The organism is Roseomonas sp. FDAARGOS_362 (assembly GCF_002754815.1).
GTDB lineage: Bacteria > Pseudomonadota > Alphaproteobacteria > Acetobacterales > Acetobacteraceae > Roseomonas > Roseomonas mucosa.
In genome coordinates this window covers 3,488,523-3,504,348 of record NZ_CP024588.1, presented here as the reverse complement: position 1 = coordinate 3,504,348, position 15,826 = coordinate 3,488,523, and the positions used below count along the sequence as shown (strand labels likewise).

Genomic DNA, 15,826 nt, shown 5'->3' with positions numbered 1-15,826 from the left:
AATTGCGCAGCACGAAATGATATAGGAAAACTTGCCTAACATCCCTCGCCTATGCTAGTCGGCCTTGAATAACTCGTAAGGCACTGATCTAGCTGTGAGATTTTCCGGGCTCGGCGACCTGGATTTGCAGGGTTCGATTGTTTTCGACGACAAACCCTGCGAATCTTGTGGGCATGAAGCACCGCCCGCGCCCGCCGGAACAGGCCGATCTGCTGCGGCCGCGGCTGGTCGACATGATCGATGGGCGGCACGAACTGGTGCGGCTGGCGGCGCTGATCGACTGGTCCTGGTTCGAGCGGGAATGGGCCGGCTTCTTCCCCGCCGCTGAGGGACGGCCGGCCACGCATCCGCGTCTGGTCGCCGGGCTGATGTACCTCCAGCACGCCCATGGCCTCTCCGACGAGGCGGTGCTCGCGCGCTGGGTGGAGAACCCGTACTTCCAGCACTTCACGGGTGAGACCTTCTTCCAGCACCGTGCGCCCATCCATCCCTCCTCTCTCAGCCGCTGGCGCGGTCGCATCGGTGAGGAAGGTGTCGAGTGGTTGCTGACCAGGACGATCGAGGCGGCTCAGGCTTCGGGAGCTGTGACGTCGAACAGCTTGGCCGAGATCGCAGTGGACACCACAGTGATGGAGAAGGCCATCGCCCATCCGACCGACAGCCGCCTCTATGAGCGGGCCCGCCACTCGCTGGTGACGCTGGCGCACAAGGCCGGGATCGCCCTGCGCCAGAACTACAATCGCCTGGCGCCGCGCCTGGCCGGCCAGGTGGGGCGCTACGCCCACGCCCGGCAGTTCCGCCGCATGCGCAAGGCGTTGCGCACGCTCAAGGGCTACACCGGCCGCATCCTGCGCGATGTTGAACGCAAGCTCGGCGCCGTCCCTGACGGGCCACTGCGGGCGCGCATCGAGCAGCGCATCGCCCTCGTCACCCGCCTGCTGCTCCAGACACCGAAGTCGTCCCGCAAGCTCTACGCCCTGCACGAGCCCGAGGTGGACTGCATCGCCAAGGGCAAGGCGCGGGTGCGCTACGAGTTCGGCACGAAGGTCAGCATCGCCACCACCCTCGCCGGTGGCTTCGTCGTCGGCATGCGCAGCCAGCCCGGCAATCCCTACGACGGCCACACCCTCGCCGACGCCCTCCAGCAGGTCGAGACCCTCACCGGCCAGCGTCCCAGCCTCGCCGTGGTCGATCGCGGCTACCGCGGCCATGGCGTCACGGCAACCAGGGTGCTCGTCAGCGGCACCAGCCGCGGCCTCACGCCCCGCCTGCGCCGGCTGCTCCGCCGCCGCAGCGCCATCGAGCCCGAGATCGGCCACATGAAGACCGATGGCCGCCTCGCCCGCTGCGCCCTCAAGGGCACGCTCGGCGATGCTCTCTACGCCGTCCTCTGCGGCTGCGGCCACAACATCCGCAAGATCCTCGCCCACCTCAGGGCCCTTTTGGCCGCTCTCCTCGCCGCCCTCCGACAGGCAATCCTCACCCCGATCAGCCAAGCCAGCGTCCCGACAGGCCGCACCCTGCTCGCAGGGGCGACAGCCTGAAGACGTTGTTCAAGGCCGACTATGCTACACCCTCGCCCATGCGCGCCACCACCACCCTCCCCTTCCACCCCCTGACCGACGCGGAGTGGTCCGCCCTCTCCCCCTACCTCCCGCACGACCCCCGCCACCGCGGCCGCCCGGTCGCGGAGGGTCCCCGCGCTCGCATGGACGCCATCTTCGCCCACGCCGTCACCCCGCTCCCCTGGTCCGCCCTCCCCGCCCAGCATGGCCACGCCGACACCGTCGCCCGCTTCTTCCGCCGCCTCACCCATGCGGGGGTCTGGGGCCGCCTCCTGACCGCCCTCGCCACCCTCCCCGCGCAGCACCCGCTGCAATCCCTCCGCCACCGCATCTGCCGCGCCGCCCGCCGCGCCTACCGCATCCTGGGCATGGGCCTCATCCTCCTGGCCCGCCGGCTGAACCTGCGCTCCGCCCTGCCCGGCCCGCCCTGGCTCCTCCCCGATCCCGATTTGTCCGAAACCCTGCGCCGCGCGAAACTTCCGCCCCTGCCCACCCGGCGCGGCACCATCACTGCCTACCGCGCCATGCTCCGCACCCTCATGGCCCTGTACCGCACCGCCGCCGGCCGCCGCCGCATCGCCCCCGTCCTGCGCTGGTCCTGGCCATGAGCGCGCCTCCCGCGCCCTCAGCCCAGCGCCCCCCGCAGCCACGTCACGAATTCCCGCCCCGCCCCCGTCTCCACGCTGTCGGAGAACGGAACCGCCCCCCATCGCTCCGGCAGGGTCGTGAAGCCGCAGGGCGTCACCAGCCGCCCGGCCGCCACATCCTCCGCCACCAGCCGCCGCTCGGCCACGGCCACGCCCAGCCCGGCCAGCGCTGCCCCGATGCACAGATGTGTGTGAGGAAACCGCAACTCCTCCTCCCAGGCGGCGGCGCGCCCGGATTCCGCCGCCCACCCGTCCCAGGCCCGGCCCGTATGCTCATGCGCGATCCGCACCGCCATCCGCAGCCGCCCCGCCTCCACCTGGACCGGATAGCCGGGCGCGCAGACCGGCCCCACCGCCACCGGGCCGAGCAGGATCGCCCGCGCCTGGTCGGCGGGCGGATAGGAGCCCCGGTCCCAGGCGATCACCAGCGCCGCCCCCTCGAACCGCACCTCCCGCGCCGTGGTCATGGAAAGCCGCAGCCGCACCCCCGGATGCCGCTGGTGGAACTCGCCCAGCCTCGGCACCAGCCAGCGCATGGCGAAGGTCGCGCTGCACGCCACATGCACCGCCGGCCCTCGCGCCTCCTCCAGAAGCCGCGCCCAGCCGCCCTCCAGCCCGTCCAGCGCCTCCGCCACCACGCGCAGCAGCGCCTCGCCGCGCGCGTTCAGGCGCAGCCCCGTCCCCGCCTTGTCGAACAGCGCGCAGCCCGCCGCCTCCTGCAGGCTGCGGATCTGCCGGCTCACCGCCCCATGCGTGCGCCCCAGCTCCGCCGCGGCCCGCGTGACGGAGCCCAGCCGGGCCGTGGCCTCGAAGGCCCGCAGCGTGGACAGGGGCGGCAACTGGCGCAGGACCGGACCTCCGTGAGCTTTCCGCACAGATCGGCGACAAGTATTCGATATGCCGCCCCCGGCGCCTCGTCTAGCAACGCCCTGTCACGGGAGACGGAGCACAGCGCCATGGCCGCCATCGCCACGATCGAGGAACTGGAACGCATCTACGGCGAGTTCGGCGCCGTCGGAGAGGCCTCGACCGCCAAGGTCGCCGACCACATCACCCCGCAATACCGCCGTTTCATCGAGGCCGCGCCCTTCCTGGCCCTGGCCACCTGCGGGCCGGAGGGGCTGGACTGTTCCCCGCGCGGCGACATGAAGGGCTTCGTCCGCATCGCCGATCCCGGCACGCTCCTGCTGCCCGACCGCCGCGGCAACAACCGCATCGACAGCCTGCGCAACGTCGTGCGCGACCCGCGTGTCGGGCTGATGTTCCTGATCCCCGGCATCGGCAACGCCATGCGCGTGAACGGCCGCGCCACCATCGACGACGATCCCGCTTTGCTCGAATCCTTCGCCGTGGAGGGCAAGGCGCCGCGGAGCGTGATGGTGATCCGGGTGACGGAAGTCTATTTCCAGTGCGCCCGCGCGATCATCCGCTCCGGCCTCTGGCGCCAGGACAGCCAGGTCGATCCCAGGACCCTGCCCACCCCCGGCCAGATCCTGGCGGAGATGAGCCAGGGCCGGGTCGGCGGCGAGGCCTATGACAACCGTTGGGCCGAGCGCGCCCGCCAGACCATGTGGTAGGGCCCCGCCGCCCCATGGCTGGCCCCCGCCGCAGCGCGTCAGCCCGGAACGTCTCGGCCATGCGGGGCCGCAGGGCGCCCCGGCGGCCTCAGCCGAGCACGCCGGTCCGGTACAGCGTCACCCGCAGCCCCCCATGCGGCACCGGCGCCTCCGCCGGCAGGAAAGGCAGCCCCGTGGCATGGGCCAGCCGCGCCTCGCTGGTCACCATCCCCACGCGCCAGCCGGCGAAGCGCTGCCGCAGCACCTGCCCGAGCGTCTGGTACAGCGGCAGCAGCGCCCCCCGCTCGCCGAGCCGCCCACCATAGGGTGGGTTCACCATCACCAGCCCCGGCACGGCCCCTTCCGGCACCTCCAGCGCGCCGATCGGCCCCTGGTGGAAACGCGTGAACGCCGCCACCCCGGCGCGCTCCGCATTGGCGCGGCTTATCGCCACCGCCCCGGCATCCCGGTCGCTGCCGAAGCAAAGGGCCGCCGGCTCCCGCGCGCTCCTCACCGCCCGCATCGCCGCCCAGGCCTCCGCGTCGAAGCTCGCCAGCTTCTCGAAGGCGAAGGAGCGCCCCCGCCCGGGGTTCAGCCGTGCCGCGATCTCCGCCGCCTCGATCACGAAGGTGCCGGAGCCGCACATCGGGTCCACCACGCTCTCGCCGCCGGTGAAGCCGCATTGCCGCAGGAACAGCGAGGCCAGCGTTTCCCGCATCGGCGCCGCATTCACCTCGGGCTTGAAGCCGCGCCGGTGCAGCGGCTCGCCGGATGTATCGAGGCTGATTGTGCAGACATCCCGCTCGATCCGCACCCGCACCACGAGTTCCGCCTCGTCGGAGGCCGGCGCCCCCACCGTCTCGTGGATGGCCCGCGCGATCCGTTCCGCCGCCGCGCCGCTGTGATAGATGCGCGACCCGGCGCAGGAGGCCTCGACCCGGAAGGGCACGTCCGGCCGCAGCACCGGCCCCCATTCCACCCGCCGCGCCCGCGCGTCGAGCTGGGCGAGATGCGTCACGCGGAACGTGTCCAGCCGCGCCAGCACCCGCCCCGCGCCGCGGACCCACAGGTTGGCGCGCCACACCTCCGGCCAGCCGCCCCGGATCGTCACGCCCCCCGGCACCGCTTTGGCCTGCCTGAACCCCTTGCCGCGCACCTCGTCGTGGAGCACCGCCTCCAGCCCCGGCGGGGCCGCCAGGAAGATCTCGAAATCCTGGTCCTTGGTCATCTCGTCCGCCAAAGGGGAAGCATCGGGAAGGCGCGGTCCGCAAGCGCCACCCCCTCCTCCTACCACCCCGGGAAAGGCGCGCCCATCGCGCCCCGGTCCGGCGCATCCTGCCCGGCGCCTCCTGCCCGGCGCCGTCCGCGCGCCCGGCTTCCGCATCGCAGCGCTGGCCTTCTGCCCGCCGGGGAGGCAGGATCGGGCCCGGATGACCCTGCTTCCCCAAACCGAGGAGGACGACGAGGCCGAGCGCATCGCCGCCTGGCTCGCCGCCCGGCCGCATTTCCTGGCCGAGCGTCCCGCCCTCTACCGCCGCCTGGAACCGCCCCGCCGCGTGCATGGGGAAAGGCTGGCCGACCACATGGCGGCGATGCTGGCCGCCGAGCGCCATGCCCTGCGCGACACCGCCCGCGCCGCCCGCTCCGGCGACAGCCTCGCCACCCGTGTCCAGGGCGCCGTGCTGGCGCTGATCGGCTCGCACGATCCGGCCGAGACCATCGCCCTGGAATGGCCGACCCTGCTGGGCCTCGATTCCGTGGCCCTGGCCGCCGAGGGCCTGCCCCGCCGCCACATCCGCCCGCTCCGCCCGGGCGGGCTTGGCCGCCTCCTGCCGCCGGGCCGCCACCTGCTGCTGCGCGACCGTGGCGCCGCCGGCCTGCCCGACGGTGCCGCCCTGCACGGGGAAACGGCGCCGCTCGTCGCCCGTGACGCCCTGCTGCGCCTGCCCGGCACCGGCCTGCTGGCCCTCGGCACGCGCGAGCCCGCGCTGCTGCCCGCCCAGGGCTCCGGCCGCGCCCTGGACTTCCTCGCCCGCGCCGCCGCCACGGCCCTCGCCTCCGGGGGAAGGGAGGCCGCCGCGCCATGAGGCGCCCCGCCGCCCCCGTCGCCCGCCCCGCCCCCGCCATGCCACCGGAATCCGCCGCCCTTGGCGCCATCGCCGCCCGCGCCGCCTTTCTCGACTGGCTCGCCGGGGAGCGCCTTTCCAGTCGCCACACGATCACCGCCTATGGCCGCGACCTGGCGGATTTCCTGGGCTTCCTGACCCATCACCTGGGCGGCGAGCCCGACCTCGCCGCCCTGGCCGCGCTCCGCCCCGCCGATCTCCGCGCCTTCCTCGCCCGGCGGCAGGAGGACGGCGCCGGCAATGCCACCCGTGCCCGCCAGCTCGCCGCCGTGCGGGCCTTTCTGCGCTGGCTGGCCCGCCGCCACGGCTTGCCGCTGGACATGCTGGCCGGGCTGCGCGGCCCACGGCTCAAGCCCCCCATCCCCAAGGCCCTCACCGCCGCCCAGGCGCGCGGCGTGGCGGCGGAAATCGGCCAGGGCCAGGACGACCCCGCCCTATCCGCCCGCGACAACGCCCTCTTCACGCTGCTCTACGGCGCCGGGCTCCGCATCTCCGAGGCGCTGTCCCTCGATGTCCGCGACGCGCCGCAGCCGGGCGGCACGCTCCGCATCCGCGGCAAGGGCGACAAGGAGCGGCTCGTCCCTGTCCTCCCCGCCGTGGCTGCGGCCATCGCAGAGTCCCTCCGCCATCGCCCCGGCGCCCGGCCGGAGGACCCGCTCTTCATCGGGGCCCGGGGCGGGCGCCTGCACGATGCCCTGGCCCGCAAGCTGATCCAGAACCACCGGCGCCTCGCCGGCCTGCCGGAACACGCCACCCCGCATGCCTTGCGCCATTCCTTCGCCACCCATCTGCTGGGCGGCGGTGCCGACCTGCGCGTGATCCAGGAGCTGCTGGGCCATGCCAGCCTGTCCACCACCCAGCGCTATGCCGCGGTGGATGCGGCGGGCCTGCTGGAGACCTGGCGCAAGGCGCATCCGCGCGGCGGCTGAAGCGGCGCGGATTCATCAATGGGCGATTTCCTTGACTTGATAGGATTTTTATCCTAGAAAGTCAAGGCCAGCGGGCGAACCGCGCCCGATGGCCCACCCCAGCCCATCCCTGCACTGGAATTCCCGGCCGCCCCAGCCCATCCCTGCACTGGAATTCCCGGCCGCCCCATCCCGGACGCGGCCGGGAATGCCGCGTCGCCATGCCTCCGGGTCTGGTCCCACGCGGCCGGTGCGTCGCGCGAGGCCCCCGCCCCATGCCCCTGCCCCACCTGCCCCTCGCGGTGGCGCTGCTGCCGGATATCGCCCGGCGGCTCGCCACCGATTCCTCCGGCCTGCTCGGTTCCCGGATTTCCGAGGCCGTCACCCAGGCCACCGGCGCCGCCGGGGCCCAGGCCGCCCATGCCGCCGTGGCGGCCGATCCCGCCCTCGCTGCCGGCCTGCGGATGCGCCTGGCGGAGATCCTGCTGGCGCACCTCCCGGAAAGCGGCGGCGGCGCCCCGAGCGATGGCGCGAAGCCCGCCTCCGCCCACCTGGAACTGCCACCCCTGCAGCCCCTTCCCTGGGGGCCGGCCCTGATCTCCAGCCTGGTGATCCTGGCCTTCCTGGTGGTGATGGTGCTGCTGGTCTCCTTCAACCACACCTTTCCGCCGGAAACCGCGGCGCTGGTGAACATCACCGTGGGCACGCTGGGGGCCGCCTTCGCCTCGGTGGTGAATTTCTGGATCGGCTCCTCACAGTCCGCGCATGAGAAAGACCGTCTCGCCGGGGTGCTGCAACGGGCGCAGACGGTGCAGGCCGGGGAGCAGGTGCAGTCTGCCCTCTCCACCCTGCGCGACATGGCCGCGACGCCATCCAACGTGGCCAGCCTGCCCCGGACCGCCTCCGCCCCCGATTCGCCGGAGGAACGCTTCGACCGCTGCCTCGCCGTCGTGCTGCAACAGGAAGGCGGCTTCGTGAACGATCCGCAGGACCCCGGCGGCGCCACCAACATGGGCATCACCCGGGACGTGCTGAGCGCCTTCCGCGACCGGGCGGTGACGGTGGACGAGGTCCGCGACCTGTCCCGTGCCGAGGCGCGAGAGATCTACCGCGCCCGCTACTGGACACCGATGCGCTGCGCCGAGCTGCCGCCGGGGGTCGATCTCGGCGTCTTCGATTTCGGCGTGAATGCCGGTCCCTCGCGCGCGGTGAAGCTGCTGCAGAAGGCGGTGGGTGTGATGGCGGATGGTTCGATCGGTCCCATCACCCTGGCCGCCGCGCGGGCGTTGGAGGCGGAGCGGCTGATCGCCTCCTTCTCCGAGGCCCGCCTCGCCTATTACCGCTCGCTGGACGGCTTCGCCCGTTTCGGCCGGGGCTGGGCCAACCGGACGGAGGCGGTGCGCATGGCGGCGCTCCGGATGGCCGGCACGCCCAGCCGGGCTGCCGCCTGAGAAACACGGCACCCGGCCACGTGGTGCCGGGGGGGCTTCCCCTCTCCGGCGCCATGCGCTAGACGGGCGCTGACGGACCCGTAGCTCAGCTGGATAGAGCGTTGCCCTCCGAAGGCAAAGGTCGTACGTTCGAATCGTATCGGGTCCGCCAATCTTTCCAATAGACCAGCGAGTTGTTGCCGTATCACTCGGCGGCCAGTGTCACCAGGGTGCCACCAAGCAGCCCTTGTTCACACGAGGAGCAGGCCCTCCGGCCTCGTCGCTTCCTGCTCATAGTCCAGCGGCCCGGCCTCGCTCGCCAGCGTTCGGCAGATCGCCATGACGACCACAGTGGCATCGTCGATCTTCCCGGCAGCCTTCGCCTTGCTGAACTTGATTTGCCAGCCTCGCCCTGCACCAGCCGGATATCGCTCCTTCCCAGCGCAACACAGGGTCGCGTCCTGCGCGAAACTACCGCCTGAGGATGACACGCCCGATCTCCTTAAGGCGCGGACATGGAAGCATGCCGGCAACAGGAGGTTTTCCCCCGGAAAAGTGTTCTGACGGCACTTCGCTCGCTAGAATGGGCGAACGGGCTTTTCGCCCGCCGGGGTGGAAACCCTCCCTGCACGGGGGGGGTGAGCAATGTTGATACCCCTGGCAGCATCGAGGGCCGGTCTTCTTCTGGACGCGAGTGTGCTATTGGCGCGGACAGCCATTGCCGAAAGCCCTTTCGATCTGTGGTCAGGCTGAGCACGCGTGTATCAGCCGCTTTCGCTTGTGCTACTGCATCAGGCTGATAACATGGCTATCAACGGCTAATGGGCCGCCGAGCACATCAGTAACGGTGCTACCATATGGCGATCAGCCCAGTTCAATGCCGAATGGCTCGCGTAGCCCTCCAGTCAGGAGTGCGTGAGGCGACAGCTATGGCTGGGATATCGCTGAACACCATCGCAGGCCTGGAGCGAGGGGAAGCCCTTCAGCCTCGAACCTTGCCTGGAATCCACACTGCCCTTGAAGCCGCCGGCATGGAGTTCATCCCCGTATGCGACGGTGGGGCCGGGGTGAGGCTGTGGAAGTCGATGGACGAAACGTCACATCAGGAGAACTGAGTTTGCGGAAGCCGAACTACAGCCAGGAACGTGCCCAGCGCGAGAGAGACAAGGCTGCGAAGACGCGTGCCAAGGAGCAGAAAAAGCAGGATCAGAAGGCTGCCGAGCTGGCCGAGCTAGAACCTAATAATTCGGAGGACCGGCTGCCCGAGCCGCTGGATCCCGCCGTCAAAGGATAGCCCTCATGAGCGACACCGTATCTAGACCGGAGGCCCATCCCGAGGAGATGCGGGCCGCCGCCAGTCTCGGACCGGTGATGCCGTGTCGCTCCAGGCCACCGCACGGGCCATGCCGGCTGGGCTGATAGCCGCGGCTGTCCTGGTTGGGGTCGTGCTGCTGTCCACGGCGGCCGGGGCGTCGAGCGGGCCGGGCGCTACTCCGGCAACCGGCTTGCCCGCCGCTTGGACAAGGCCGGCCTGAGCCGGCACCGGATGCGCGACTGTCGGCTCAGGTGGGGCGGCACTCTTCCCACTTCCGCTCAGTCAGAAGGTAGGACGCTATCTAGTGGCACGCAAGATCCACAAGCCTTCGATGAAGCACTGCTCAGGCACGGCTATGCGACTCGTCCGCCTCGCCACGGATGTCGATGCCGTCCATGCGGAACGGGCGGCGGCTGGCGTCACCATCCTGCAACCCCCGGCAGACATGGATTTCGGCCGCTGCTTCACCGCGTAGGACCCGGACGGCCGGCCACCGCCTGCGCGTCTTCCGCCCGGGCTGAAACGGGCGCCCCCCGGGGCAGCGCCACGAAGAATTTCCCGTGACAGGGGTGGTCCCGGGGCGACGGGGCTGACATTGCGTGGCGGACCGGGCGCCTCCGGCGCGCCCGCCACGCCAGCCCCACCCGGTGCCATGATGACCCCAGCCCGCCGACGCCCTGCGAACCGCCATGGATAAGCATGTCCTGAACGGCGTGCTGCTCGCCTTCCTCGCCTATGCCTCCTATGCGCTGAGCGACGCCTCGATCAAGCTGATCGAGGGCGCGCTGGACCCCTTCGAGGTCGCCTTCTTCGGCGCCGTGCTGGGCCTGGGCGCGGTCCCCTTCATCCTCGGCCCCAGCGACCGGCTGACGGATCTGGTGGTGTCGCGCCACCGCGGCCTGTGGCTGTTGCGCGGCGCCTTCGCGGTGATCGGCAGCCTGTCCAGCATCATCGCCTTCACCGCCCTGCCGATGGCGGAGGCCTTCTGCCTGATCTTCCTGCTGCCGGTCTTCGTCACCATCCTGTCGGTGGTCTTCCTGAAGGAGCCGGTGGGCTGGCGCCGCTGGTCGGCGGTGATCGTCGGCTTCCTGGGCGTGCTGATCGTGCTGCGCCCCGGCTTCCGGGAGCTCACCGCCGGGCATCTGGCCGCCATCGTCGGCGGCTTCTCCGGCGCGGTGACGATCATCATCCTGCGGGCGCTGGGGGGAAAGGAGAAGCGGATCTCCCTCTATGGCGCCGGGCTGATCGGCCCGATCCTGGTCAGCGGGCTGCTGATGCTGCCGCGCTTCGCCTGGCCGAACGGCGAGCAGTGGCTCTACCTCGCCGGCTACGGCCTTCTGGCGGCGGGGGGCAACGTGCTGATCATGCTGGCCTCGGCCAAGGCTCCCGCCAGCCTCGTGGCGCCGACCCAGTACAGCCAGATGCTCTGGGGCGTCGGACTCGGCTATGCCGTCTTCGGCGACCGGCTGGATGGCTGGATGTTCCTGGGCATGGCGGTGATCGTGGGCTCGGGCCTCTTCACCTTCCTGCGCGAGACCAAGCGCACCACCTGGTGGCGGCGCGCGCCGCCGGTCCACCCGCAATAGGCGCCCTGCCCGCCTCCGGCCGGACGGTGGCTTCCTGTTGCCGTTCCGCCCTGTGGCCACTCCCGGGGGAGAGGCGCCGCCTCTCCCGCCGGACCCCCTCTCCGCCGGGGACCGAGTTGGCTCTGCATGGTTGCCGTCGGTCTGCGGCCTGATCCCCGGAAGCAGGTGGCAACGCAGGGCTCCCGCAAGGAAGAGAAGACACCGTCTCCGCGCTGGTGGCAGCGGCAGTCCGCCGGAGAGCGTCGCTCTCCGGCGCGATCCGACCGCCAGCGAAGAGCCAACTCATCGGGTCCAGGGCGCGCAGCGTCCTGGCGGATAGGGGGTCCGGGGGAAAGGCAGGGCCTTTCCCCCGGGGACGGCGCCACTGCCCGAACCTCAGCGCAACTTCGAGGCCGGCGGCAAGGGCCGCGCGGCCTCTTCCATCCCCGCCCAGGGGTCCGGCGTTTCCAGCCGGGCCGGGGCGGTGGCGATGGTGAAGCGCCGGGGGTCGAGCCCTTCCGTCACCTCCGCCCAGTCCAGCGGCATGGCCATCGGGGCGCCGGGCCGGGCGCGGGGCGACCAGGGCGCCACCGCCGAGGCCCCACGCGCATTGCGCTGGAAATCCAGGAAGATTCGCCCGTCCCGCCCAGCCAGGGCGGATTGCGTGGTGAAGCGCTGCGGCGCCTCCCTCGCCAGATCCTCGCAGATCGCTGCCGCCACCGCGTGCAGCCGGTCCCACCGCGCCCCGGGGGCCAGGGGCACCACCAGATGCAGCCCCTTGCCGCCCGTGGTCTTGCAGAAGGGCGCGAGGCCCAGCGCCAGCACGCGCTCGCGCAGCGCCAGGGCCGCCGCAACCACGGAATCGAAGGACAGGTCCTCCGCCGGGTCGAGGTCGAGCACCATCCGGTCCGGCTGCGCCAGCCGGGCGCCGCGGGCGCCCCAGGGATGAATCTCCAGAACCCCGGACTGTGCCAGGGCGACCAGCGCCTCGGGCGTATCCACCTGGATCAGCGGCTTCTCCTCGCCGCGCAGCCGCACCGTGCCGACCAGCGGCGAGAGGCCACGCGCGGCATGGCGCTGCACGAATCGCTCGCCTCCGATCCTCTCCGGCGCCCGCAGCAGGGTCAGCGGCCGCCCGGCGATGGCCGGCAGCAGACGCGGCGCCACGCGTTCCAGGTAGCGGGCGAGGTCCTGCTTGGTGACCGGCCCCGCATCGCCGGAAGCGGGCCAGTAGACCCGCTCCGGATGCGTCAGCGCGACCCCCGCCACGGCCGGGCCGGGGTCGCGGCGCCCGCTCTGGCCGGACGGGCTCATCCGCGCCCCGGCGCGCCCGTCGCGATCTGCGCCAGGTCGCGCCCGGACAGGACCGAGGTCGTGGCCTCGCGCAGCAGCGCATCGCCGGAGCCGGGCCGGGCCTCCTCGTCGCGGTCCTTGATCAGCAGCCAGTTCCGGCGCGTCCCACGCCCGCGTCCGCGCATCAGCACGAGGTGCCAGCCGCCCTTCAGGCGCGTGCCGTGCAGGCGGAAATGCAGGCGCCCCCCTGCCAGATCCGCCGCCGGGTCCTCCGAAAGCGGCTCCCAGCTTCCGCGGTCCCAGAGCATGACCGTACCGGCGCCGTAGCCGCTGCCGATCACCCCCTCGAAGCCGCCATAGTCGAGGGGATGGTCCTCCACCTCCACCGCGAGGCGCTTCTCCTCCGGATCGAGGCTGGGGCCGCGCGTCACCGCCCAGGACTTCAGCACGCCATCCAGTTCGAGGCGGAAGTCGTAGTGCAGCCGCGTGGCGTCGTGCTTCTGCACCACGAAGAGACCCTCGTGCCGCCCGCCGTGGCGGATCGCCCCCTCGGGTTCCGGCGTCTGCCGGAAATCGCGCTTCTGGCGATAGCGGGCGAGCGGGTCACTGTCTGTCATGGCGAAGGGAGAACGCTTCCGCCACGCCCCGGTTCGGCCGCGGGGTGCAGGGTCAGTCCATGAAGGCCAAGGCCAGCCCCGCCGCCTCGGCCGGGGGCACCACCAGCCGCGCCCCATGCCGGACCGCCGTCACGCCATTCCCCGCCAGCAGCACCGCCACCTGTTCCGGCGCGGCGCAGTGGAGGCTGAGCGCCACCATCCGGTCCCGCCCCTCCTCCAGCGCCGGGACCTCGCCGAAACGCTCCGCCACCGTATCCGGCCGCAGCACGAGGACTGTGCCGGAACCGGCCGGCAGGCAGAGGCCGCCCTCGGTTTCCCGCACCGAAGAGGCGCCGGAACAGGCCGCCCATCCGCTCCGGCTCCCCGGAGGCGATCACGAACTCCGCCACGCCGGTCACGCCGTTGGGATGCCGGCGCCATTCCTCGCGCCAGACCAGTTCCGGCGTGTCGTGGTGGCAGAAGAACACCCGCCCGCTCTGGACCGCCGGGTCGGTGACGCTGGCGGTGCAGAAACGCGCATCCCGGCTTTCCTCCCCCAGCCGCACCGGGCGGCTGAATTCCCGGGCCTCGCCGACCGGCGCGCCCTTCGCGCGCAGGCGCCCGGCGAAATCGGGGGCGTCGGGCTTGAAGACGAGGCCGCTCAGCCCCGGAGGCGCGGTGTGCAGGTCCGCCCGCTGGGACGCTTCAAGGGGCGTCCGGCCGGGTTCGTAGCCGAGGAGCTCCAGGTAGTCCCGGCCGAAGATGGCGAGATGGTTGCTCGACCCCAGCGTGTGGTGGCCGCGCTCGGTCATGTCGAAGCCGAGCCGCGTGTACTGCGCCAGCGCCGCGTCGAGCCGGTCGCCCACGGTGATGACCACGTGGTCGATGGTGGCGGACAGATCGCTCATGGTTCGGCTCCCTTGGCGCCCGATTGCGGCCGCGAAGTCTCGCGCGCCCGCCCTGCCCGGGTCCATCCCCGGAAAGTCACATTCGGATAATGATAATCACTTGCATTTAAATTTTGGGCGTGCTTAACCTCTCTTCGCGGGCACCACTACCCCGTATCCCATCGAATGCCTCCTGCATTCAGACGTCGGAAACTCCCTACAGCCCGGTCGGCAACGACCGGGCTGCTTTTTCTCGTGCAGCCGGCGTCTCGCCCGTGCAATAGGAATCCCCCCCCGCCGGAGGCCGCATCAGCCCGGCACGTAGCCCAGCGCCCGGTCGCGCGCGCGGGCCTCCGCCACCCTCTCCTCCGCCGGGCCGAAGCCGCCACCGCCCGAGGTTTCCAGCCGGATCACGTCGCCCTGGCGCAGGCGCAGGTTGTTGACCTTGGAGCCCAGGCTCCGCATCTCGCCGCCGCGCAGCAGCAGGAGCCGCCCGGCACTACCCGGCTCGCCGCCCGCCAGCCCATAGGGGCGGAAGCGGAAGCGTTCGGCATTGGCGGTGAAGACGGCTTCCTGTGCGTCGATCCGCCACTCGCGGACCAGACCGAGCCCGCCGCGATACCGCCCCGCGCCGCCGGAACCAGGCAGCAGCCCGTACCGCGCGATCGTCAGCGGCAACTCGCTCTCGATCATCTCGGCGGGGATGTTGGAGTTGTTGTGCATGCCGAAGGTGAAGGCGCTCAGCCCGTCGCCTTCCGGATGCGCGCCACTGCCGCCGACCTCGATCTCCACCAGCACGCCGCGCGCGCCGTCCTCCTGCACCGTCTGGAAGGAGCACACGTAGCTGACGCCGTAATAGGCGGCGGGCACGCGATCCGGGACCGCCCGGTGCAGCGCGCCGAGCAGCGTGGTGGCGAGGCGGTGCGTCGCCGCGATCCGGTTCGCCACCGGCGCCGGGTGGCGGGCGCTGACGACGGTGCCTTCCGGCGCGATCACGGCGATGGGGCGGTAGCATCCGGCATTGGCCGGGATCGGCTCGTCGGCGACGGCCATCACCGCATAGGAGACGGCGGAATGGGCCGAGGCGAGCGTGGCGTTCACCGGCCCCAGCGCCTGCGGGCCGCAGCCGGAAAGATCGACCGACATCTCCTCGCCACGCACGGTGATGGCGGCATGGATGCGGATGGGCGCGTCAGTGATGCCGTCGTCGTCGAGGAAATCCTCGAATGCGTAGTGCCCATCCGGGATGCGGCCGATCATCGCCCGCATGGCGCGCTCGGACCCGTCCAGGATCTGCGCGCAGCCCGCGACCACCGCCGCGGCGCCGAAGCGCGCGGCCAGCTTGCGCAGGTTGCCCTCGCCCACGGCGAGCGAGGCGATCTGCGCCTGGAGGTCGCCCCAGAGGATCTCCGGCTGGCGCACGTTCTGCCGCATCACCGCCAGCAGGTCGGCGTTCAGCACGCCGCGCCGGCAAAGCTTCAGCGGCGGCAGGCGCAGCCCTTCCTGGAAGATCTCGGTCGCGGTCGCGGCATAGGAGCCCGCCGCCATGCCGCCCATGTCGAGATGGTGGCAGAGCGTGCCGACGATGGCGATGCGCTCCCCCTCCGCGAAGACCGGGCGGAAGGCCAGGATGTCGGGAATGTGCTGGCCGCCGCAATAGGGATCGTTGGTGATGACGACATCGCCTTCCTCCCACTGTGCCAGCGGCAGGTGGTCGCGCACCACGGTCAGCAGCCCGGCGCTCATCGAGTTCAGGTGCTGCGGGATGCGGGCGGATTGCGCGACGTTGTAGCCGTCGCGGTCGAAGACGGCGGTGGAATAGTCCAGCAGTTCCCGCACCACGGTGGAGCGGCTGGTGCGCCAGACCGTCACGTCCATCTCGGCGGCGGCGGCGGTCAGGCCGTTGCGCAGGACCTCCAGTTCGACAGGACCGAGCAT

General features: G+C 71.7%; 14 protein-coding genes and 1 tRNA gene. 9 read left to right on the top strand and 6 right to left on the bottom strand.

Annotated features, from left to right (window positions below):
• The first annotated feature begins 173 nt into the window (after positions 1-173).
• Positions 174-1,544: an IS5 family transposase gene (locus CTJ15_RS20465; protein ID WP_226945876.1), complete on the top strand. Its 1,371-nt coding sequence runs from the start codon at positions 174-176 to the stop codon at positions 1,542-1,544.
• Positions 1,545-1,549: 5 nt separating this feature from the next.
• Positions 1,550-2,173 (top strand): transposase, encoded by a 624-nt coding sequence (locus CTJ15_RS20460; RefSeq protein WP_226946006.1) that lies wholly within the window; start codon positions 1,550-1,552, stop codon positions 2,171-2,173.
• A 17-nt stretch (positions 2,174-2,190) separates the two neighbouring features.
• On the opposite strand, the gene CTJ15_RS20455 is transcribed toward CTJ15_RS20460, so the two are convergent.
• Positions 2,191-3,051 carry a LysR substrate-binding domain-containing protein gene (locus tag CTJ15_RS20455; RefSeq protein ID WP_099781916.1) on the bottom strand — a complete coding sequence of 287 codons (861 nt, stop codon included), beginning with the start codon at positions 3,049-3,051 and terminating at the stop codon, positions 2,191-2,193.
• A 117-nt stretch (positions 3,052-3,168) separates the two neighbouring features.
• On the opposite strand from CTJ15_RS20455, the gene CTJ15_RS20450 reads away from it, so the two are divergent.
• Positions 3,169-3,789, top strand: a complete 621-nt coding sequence (locus CTJ15_RS20450; RefSeq protein WP_058389249.1) for a pyridoxamine 5'-phosphate oxidase family protein — start codon at positions 3,169-3,171, stop codon at positions 3,787-3,789.
• Positions 3,790-3,877: 88 nt separating this feature from the next.
• On the opposite strand, the gene CTJ15_RS20445 is transcribed toward CTJ15_RS20450, so the two are convergent.
• Positions 3,878-4,996: a class I SAM-dependent RNA methyltransferase gene (locus CTJ15_RS20445; RefSeq protein WP_058389251.1), complete on the bottom strand. Its 1,119-nt coding sequence runs from the start codon at positions 4,994-4,996 to the stop codon at positions 3,878-3,880.
• Positions 4,997-5,198: 202 nt separating this feature from the next.
• Here CTJ15_RS20445 and CTJ15_RS20440 point away from each other — a divergent pair, with 202 nt between their 5' ends.
• The 6 genes from CTJ15_RS20440 to CTJ15_RS20415 all read left to right on the top strand — a co-directional run bounded on the left by CTJ15_RS20440 (position 5,199) and on the right by CTJ15_RS20415 (position 11,133).
• Complete coding sequence (locus CTJ15_RS20440) at positions 5,199-5,855, top strand: hypothetical protein (protein ID WP_058389248.1); 657 nt, start codon at positions 5,199-5,201, stop codon at positions 5,853-5,855.
• 38 nt (positions 5,856-5,893) lie between these two features.
• Complete coding sequence (locus CTJ15_RS20435) at positions 5,894-6,823, top strand: tyrosine recombinase XerC (RefSeq protein WP_075823685.1); 930 nt, start codon at positions 5,894-5,896, stop codon at positions 6,821-6,823.
• Between the two features lie 254 nt (positions 6,824-7,077).
• Positions 7,078-8,253 (top strand): glycoside hydrolase family 108 protein, encoded by a 1,176-nt coding sequence (locus CTJ15_RS24925; protein WP_226946005.1) that lies wholly within the window; start codon positions 7,078-7,080, stop codon positions 8,251-8,253.
• Positions 8,254-8,327: 74 nt separating this feature from the next.
• A tRNA-Arg gene (locus CTJ15_RS20425) sits at positions 8,328-8,404 on the top strand.
• Between the two features lie 945 nt (positions 8,405-9,349).
• Positions 9,350-9,526 (top strand): hypothetical protein, encoded by a 177-nt coding sequence (locus CTJ15_RS24450; RefSeq protein WP_171979060.1) that lies wholly within the window; start codon positions 9,350-9,352, stop codon positions 9,524-9,526.
• Between the two features lie 710 nt (positions 9,527-10,236).
• On the top strand, positions 10,237-11,133 hold the full coding sequence (locus tag CTJ15_RS20415) for a DMT family transporter (RefSeq protein WP_075822133.1): 897 nt from the start codon (positions 10,237-10,239) through the stop codon (positions 11,131-11,133).
• 375 nt (positions 11,134-11,508) lie between these two features.
• Here the strand turns inward: CTJ15_RS20415 and ligD are convergent, their stop codons facing one another.
• The 4 genes from ligD to CTJ15_RS20395 all read right to left on the bottom strand — a co-directional run bounded on the left by ligD (position 11,509) and on the right by CTJ15_RS20395 (position 15,826).
• Entirely contained in the window at positions 11,509-12,426 is a 918-nt protein-coding gene (ligD, locus tag CTJ15_RS20410) for a non-homologous end-joining DNA ligase (RefSeq protein ID WP_099781914.1), read from the bottom strand.
• Positions 12,423-13,022, bottom strand: a complete 600-nt coding sequence (locus tag CTJ15_RS20405; protein ID WP_075823540.1) for a DNA polymerase ligase N-terminal domain-containing protein — start codon at positions 13,020-13,022, stop codon at positions 12,423-12,425. Before CTJ15_RS20405 ends, ligD begins: the two co-directional genes overlap by 4 nt.
• The gene (locus CTJ15_RS20400; RefSeq protein ID WP_226946004.1) at positions 13,019-13,909 is read right to left on the bottom strand and encodes a VOC family protein; all 891 of its coding nucleotides are present in this window, start codon (positions 13,907-13,909) and stop codon (positions 13,019-13,021) included. Before CTJ15_RS20400 ends, CTJ15_RS20405 begins: the two co-directional genes overlap by 4 nt.
• A gap of 288 nt (positions 13,910-14,197) precedes the next feature.
• Positions 14,198-15,826: a hydantoinase B/oxoprolinase family protein gene (locus tag CTJ15_RS20395; protein WP_099782232.1), complete on the bottom strand. Its 1,629-nt coding sequence runs from the start codon at positions 15,824-15,826 to the stop codon at positions 14,198-14,200.